Raw genomic sequence first — 5684 nt, 5'->3', positions numbered from 1 at the left:
GTGATGCGCTGCTCCATGGCGCTTTCGCCAACCAGGAAGGCGCGCGCGATCTGCTTGACGGTGAGACCGGAGACGATGCGCAGCGCCACCGCGATCTGCTGCGTTGCCGGCAGATCGGGATGGCAGCAGATGAACAGCAGCCGCAATATGTCGTCGCGGTAGTGCGCCCCGTCCAGCCGCTCGGCGATATCGCTCTCGGCGTCTTCCAGATCGGAAACCTGGTCTTCATCCGGCATCGGCGCCTGCTTGGCGCGCTTGCGCACCGCATCGATGCCGCTGTTGCGGCCGACGAAGATCAGCCAGGCCGCCGGGTCGCGCGGCGGCCCGTTCTGCGGCCAGTTCTTCAACGCCCTGAGGCACGCGTCCTGGAAAGCTTCCTCCGCCGTATCGAGATCGCGGAAATAACGCAGCAGCGCGCCCATCGCCTGCGGGCGGGCGGCGCTGATCGCGGAGCTGATCCAGGCCATTTCGGTCATGCGGAAACCGTTGTTGGGTTGAAGACCGAAACCGGCCGGATTTCATAGGAGCCGCCGCTCGGGTTGACCTCGGAAAGTTCGCGGGCGAACTCCACCGCCTCGTCGAGATCGGCGCATTCGAGCGTGTAGAAGCCGAGAAACTGTTCCTTGGTCTCGGCGAACGGCCCGTCGATGACGACCGATTCGCCTTTGACCTTCCTCAACGTCGTCGCGGCCGTGGTCGGCAGAAGCCGTGCCACCGGGCCGAGCCGACCAGCCTTGGCGTACTTGTCCTGAACGTCGAGGAGATTGGCCATGACCTCGTCGTCCTGTGCCTTGCTCCAGGAGCAGACGACATCTTCGGAGGCATAGCAGAGGATTGCGTAGAGCATGGCTGGTCCTTTTCTCTGTCAAAGGACGAAACAGTAAGACCGATCCCGACATGACGTCGATAAAAAAATCCAGATGTGACGGATTTGGCCACCGTCGGCCGCGTCGGTCAGCTTTCTCCCAGTTTCAGCCATCGCAGCACGAGAGCTTCCTCGTCATCGAGACCGGCAATCGCCCGTTTGCGCTTGTTGGCCTGCGCCATTTCATCCAGCAACCGTCCCTCGGACCACGCTTCGAAGACCCGCGGATGGATATAGCATTTGCGGCAGACGGCACGCGTATTGCCCAGCCGTTCGGCAACCTTGTCGATGACGCTGTTCATCGCCCTGTTTCGCTGCGCCTGGCTTTGCGGCAGTTCCGTTTGCGCAAACAGCGACGCGGCGTGAATGGTGCCGCCCCAGGTGCGGAAATGCTTCGAACTGAAGGCGTCACCGACCGCCTCACGGATATAGCGGTTGACGTCCTCGGAGCGGACCGGCCGCCTGTCGCCGTCCTCATCGAGATACTGGAACAGCTTCTGGCCTGGCAGGTCCTGCGCGCCACGCACAATCCTGGCGATACGGCGGTCGGCCAGCTTCAGCTTCCACTCCTTGCCCGACTTGCCCTTGAAGGCAAAGCGCAGGCTTGAACCGACAATATCGACATGCCGGTCGCGCAACGTGGTCAGCCCGAAACTCTTGTTGTCGCGGGCGTAGGCGGCATTGCCGACGCGGATCATCGTGTTGTCGAGCAGCCAGACGACCGCGGCGACGACACGCTCGAACGGCAAGCCACGACGGCGCAGATCGCTATCGACCCTGTGCCGCAGGTCCGGCAGGCTCTCGGCGAAAGCGACAAGGCTCGAATATTTGGCACCATCGCGCTCTTCGGCCCATTGCGGATGATAACGATATTGCTTGCGTCCCCGCTGGTCCCTGCCGGTTGCCTGGATATGGCCGTCCGCGTCGGGCGAAATCCACACATCCGTCCAGGCCGGCGGAATGACGATCGCCTCGATGCGGGCTTTGGTGGCGTCCGAAACCGTCCGTCCGTCCGGTCCCTTGTAGGAAAACCCCTTGCCTGTCTTCAGCCGCCGGATACCAGGCTCGGCATCGCTGACATAACTAAGCGACGCATGATCGGCCGAGCTTTGTGCCCCGTTTTTGAACACGCCATCTGGCGATACAGCGTCCTCGCCAGCCGGTCGGCCGGGCGACATTCCGGATTTCTGCAACATGTCGGCTCCACGCGAATTCCGTAGATAAGCCACTGGCCGACCGCTGGTTCCACGCGCCGTCCGAAAACGGTGTCGAGCCTGCCTTCAGGCTTTCTCGAGCACAACCGGAATGACGTCGACAGCCTGCTCGCCGACCTGTCCCCCCGTGGTCTTGAGCACGCCGACGATCGGCGCCACGTCCGAATAGTCGCGGCCGTAGCCGACGGTGATATGGTCGTTGCTGGCCCGCATGCCGTTGGTCGGATCGAATTCCTGCCAGCCTGCGTCGCGCCCGCACCAGACCTTGACCCAGGCATGCATGGCATCGGCGCCTTCCAGCCGGGGCTTGCCCTTCGGCGGGATGGTGCGCAGGAAGCCGCTGACATAGCCAGCGGGAATGCCGAGCCCGCGCAGGCCGGCGATCATGATATGCGAAAAGTCCTGGCAGACACCGCGCTTCAGCCTGAAGGCATCGCTGGCCCGGGTCCGCACCGTCGTCGCCTCGCCGTCATAGGTGAAATCACGATGAATGCGATGGCACAGGTTCATGGCCGTGCTGGCGGCGGAACCGGCGATGCTGCTGCGTGCGTAGGCAGTGATCGCATCGTCGATGCCGGCATGGGTGCTGGCCGTCAGGAAATGGTGCGGTGCATCAGGTGCCAGAGACCGCACCGCGGCGAGCTCCTGCCTGAGCCGGGCGATATCGGGCGACACGTCGAGCCCGGGCTCGGGCCGAGACACCGACACGCGGGCGCTCATCCTGATGTCGAGCGCATCATGCGCGTCGCGAAAGGCGATCGAGGTGACGTTGTTGCCGAAGAAATCGGAAAAGTCGGAACGCTCGTTGGGCGCCGGCGCAAAGGACAGTGATGCGGCGATGACGCGCTGCACGCCTGATATCGTCGACGGCAGCACGCGCACCTGATGACGACCGCCGCCGGCAGCGGAAGCGTAATCATAGTGGAGATGAAGCCTGATATCGTAGAGCATGATTTATCCGAAATAGGCTTTGGCGAGGCTGTTGTAGAGGCCGCCGATTTCGTGGGCGAGCTCGTCCAGCGCCTTTGCCGTCATATCCGAAGGCTCCTTGATGGCGATCTGGGTGTTGAGCTGCAGGATTTCCTTCGCCGCCGGCGACATTTGCCCCTCCCCGCCGAGCGACGGCAACAGGCCGATTTCGGCCTTCAGCCTTTCGAGCTGGAACAGGATGGAGCGCGGGTTAAGCGGATCGAGCGCCAGCAGGTCGATCACCGTGCGCCGGCCGGCCTGCACCGGATATTGGCGGCGATGGGTCATCACGCTGTCGCCGATCTCCAGCATCATGTCGAGCGCGCCGTCCGGCGCCTTGGCGCTGGTCAGCCGCGACAGCGTGCGGGAGATCTGGATGCCGCGCTCCAGCCGGCGGCCGATCTCGAGGAAGCGCCAACCGGCGAAGCGGTACATGTTCTCGTGCAGCAGGCCGGAAAAGCCGGCGAGCTTACGCAGGATGACTGTCATCGCCCGGGTCGCGTCGTCGCCGGGCGCGACCGTCGTTGCGAACTGATGGATGGTTTTCGACAGGTCCTTCAGCGCCAGCCAGCCGTCGGGCGAGAAGCGGTCGCGAATCTGCCCGGCGCTGTAGACCGCGCTATCCAGCGTGCCGATCAGCCCTGACGGGATCGCCGTCTCGACGTCGATGCCGAAAGGTTCGAGATAATCCCTGATGTCGGCGAGCAGCGGCATGTCCGGGTCGGACGTTTCGGCGAGCCGCACATGGTAGGCGCGCAGGATGCGCACCGTGTCTTCCGAGCGCTCGATGTAGCGGCCGAGCCAGGTCAGGTTCTCCGCCGCGCGACTGGGCAGGCTGCCGGGCCTGGTGCGGCTGAAACTGTCGCCTTCCTGCGGCAGCAGCGTCTCGCGCTCCACCGGTTTGTCGCTGACAACCCAGACATCCGCCGCCTGGCCGCCACGCTGCATGGCGATCGCCGTCGGGTCGAGCGACAGGCCGATGCGGGCAAAACCGCCCGGCATCACCGTCCAGCCCTCCGGCGTTCGCGCCAGGTAGACGCGCAGGCTCGCTGGCCGCGGCTCCAGCCACCCGCCGACATAGACGGGCGTCGTCGAAAGCGTCACCGCTTCCTGGCCGACAAAATCGCCGCCATCGCGTTCGATGCGCGCCACCAGCTCCGCCCGCTCTCCGGCCGACAGCGCCGAACCGAGCTTCGTTGAATCGTCATCCTCGAAGGCAAGTCTCGTCGATAGCGCCGGGCCGATCACCATGCGATCGATGTTGGCCAGCACATGCGCGCGTTCGGTTGCTTGCCCGCACCACCATGTCGCGACGCTTGGCAGCAGCAATTCCTCGCCCCGCAAGGCCCGTGAAATCTTGGGCAGGAAGGCGAGCAGCGCACGCGTCTCCATCAGGCCGGAGCCAAGCGCATTGACGGTAGCAACCGCGCCCTGGCGGATCGCCTCGACCAGGCCCGGCGTGCCGATCTGCGAATCCGGGCGCAGTTCGAGCGGATCGGCGAAGGCGGCATCGAGCCGCCGCCACAACACGCTGATCGGCATCAGGCCGGAAACCGTGCGTACCATGAGCCGGCCGCCTGAAACGGTCAAATCCTCGCCTTCGAGCAGCATGATGCCAAGATAGCGGGCGATGTAGGCGTGTTCGTAATAGGTTTCGTTGAGCGGCCCCGGCGTGAGGATGGCGACGCGGCCGTCGGTCTCCTTGGCCATGCCGATCAGCGCGTCGCGAAAACGGCGGAAAAAGCCGGCAAGGCGGTGCACATGCATCTCGCCATAGATGTCGGACAGCGCGCGTGTGGTGGCGACGCGGTTTTCCAGTGCGAAGCCGGCGCCGGACGGCGCCTGCGTGCGATCGCCAAGCACCCACCACTGGCCGTCAGGTCCACGGCCGAGCTCGAAGGCGCAGAAATGCAGGAAGTGGCCGCCGGCCGGCTTGGTGCCGAGGACAGGCCGCAAATATTCGGGGCTGGCGGCGATCAATCCCGCCGGCAGGATGCCTTTTTCGACCAGCCGGTTCGGCCCGTATATATCGGCGATGGTTTCCTCGAACAGTTCGGCGCGCTGCACGAGGCCGGCGCTGATCGCCGCCCACTCGCTCTCTTCGATGAGAACCGGGACATGCGCCAGCGGCCATTCGCGTTCATTGGCGCCGGCCTTGTCATAGACGCGGTAATAAACGCCGGCATCGCGCAGATACTGGTCGGCGCGGGCAAAGCGCTGGCCGAGCTTTTCAGCACCGAGTTCCTCGAGCGCCTCGACAAAATGCTTCCAGGCCGGGCGAGGATTGCCCGATGCATCGACCATCTCGTCGACGACGCCGTCTATGGGCTGGTAGTGCTCCAGCAGGCTGTGGGTCTGCGGCTTGCCGCGTCCCCTCTTGTGATTCCCCTTTGCCATTGCTGATCAGAGTCTTGCCGGCCGCCGAAGGTCAAGGGTCATCGGGAAATCTTCCGCCGGTTGTTCTTCACGGATCACATAGGCGGATGGCGTATGGCCACGCGGTTCGAAGCGGGCGAGCCGCCGAGCTTCCGCCTCGTTGCCATTGACCGGAAAGGTGTCGTAATTGCGCCCGCCGGGATGGGCGACGTGGTAGACGCAGCCGCCGACCGCACGGCCCGACCATCGGTCATAGATGC

The 5684-nt window shown here is 64.5% G+C and carries 6 protein-coding genes; all 6 read right to left on the bottom strand.

Annotated features, from left to right (window positions below; genetic code table 11):
- The coding region (locus EOA22_RS22645; RefSeq protein ID WP_127390226.1) for a sigma-70 family RNA polymerase sigma factor at nt 1-476 on the bottom strand (476 nt) is incomplete at its 3' end.
- The gene (locus EOA22_RS22640) at nt 473-847 is read right to left on the bottom strand and encodes a YciI family protein (RefSeq protein WP_013529829.1); all 375 of its coding nucleotides are present in this window, start codon (nt 845-847) and stop codon (nt 473-475) included. The genes EOA22_RS22645 and EOA22_RS22640, both read right to left, overlap by 4 nt.
- A gap of 107 nt (nt 848-954) precedes the next feature.
- A complete protein-coding gene (locus EOA22_RS22635; RefSeq protein ID WP_063168907.1) occupies nt 955-2061 on the bottom strand; it encodes a DNA topoisomerase IB in 1107 nt (368 codons plus the stop codon).
- 84 nt (nt 2062-2145) lie between these two features.
- On the bottom strand, nt 2146-3030 hold the full coding sequence (locus EOA22_RS22630) for a transglutaminase family protein (RefSeq protein ID WP_013529827.1): 885 nt from the start codon (nt 3028-3030) through the stop codon (nt 2146-2148).
- A gap of 3 nt (nt 3031-3033) precedes the next feature.
- Nucleotides 3034-5445: a circularly permuted type 2 ATP-grasp protein gene (locus tag EOA22_RS22625; protein WP_063168908.1), complete on the bottom strand. Its 2412-nt coding sequence runs from the start codon at nt 5443-5445 to the stop codon at nt 3034-3036.
- A gap of 6 nt (nt 5446-5451) precedes the next feature.
- Nucleotides 5452-5684 (bottom strand): transglutaminase family protein (locus EOA22_RS22620; RefSeq protein ID WP_164755739.1); only part of this gene is annotated, 233 nt, incomplete at its 5' end.

This window comes from Mesorhizobium sp. M7A.F.Ca.US.014.04.1.1, from assembly GCF_003998745.1.
GTDB lineage: Bacteria > Pseudomonadota > Alphaproteobacteria > Rhizobiales > Rhizobiaceae > Mesorhizobium > Mesorhizobium ciceri.
This window is presented reverse-complemented; position numbering and strand designations above follow the sequence as displayed.

What these genes read in the sequence shown, in the direction of transcription:
- EOA22_RS22640 (WP_013529829.1), bottom strand. Translation starts at nt 847, where the DNA reads ATGCTCTACGCAATCCTCTGCTATGCCTCCGAAGATGTCGTCTGCTCC.
- EOA22_RS22635 (WP_063168907.1), bottom strand. Translation starts at nt 2,061, where the DNA reads ATGTTGCAGAAATCCGGAATGTCGCCCGGCCGACCGGCTGGCGAGGAC.
- EOA22_RS22630 (WP_013529827.1), bottom strand. Translation starts at nt 3,030, where the DNA reads ATGCTCTACGATATCAGGCTTCATCTCCACTATGATTACGCTTCCGCT.
- EOA22_RS22625 (WP_063168908.1), bottom strand. Translation starts at nt 5,445, where the DNA reads ATGGCAAAGGGGAATCACAAGAGGGGACGCGGCAAGCCGCAGACCCAC.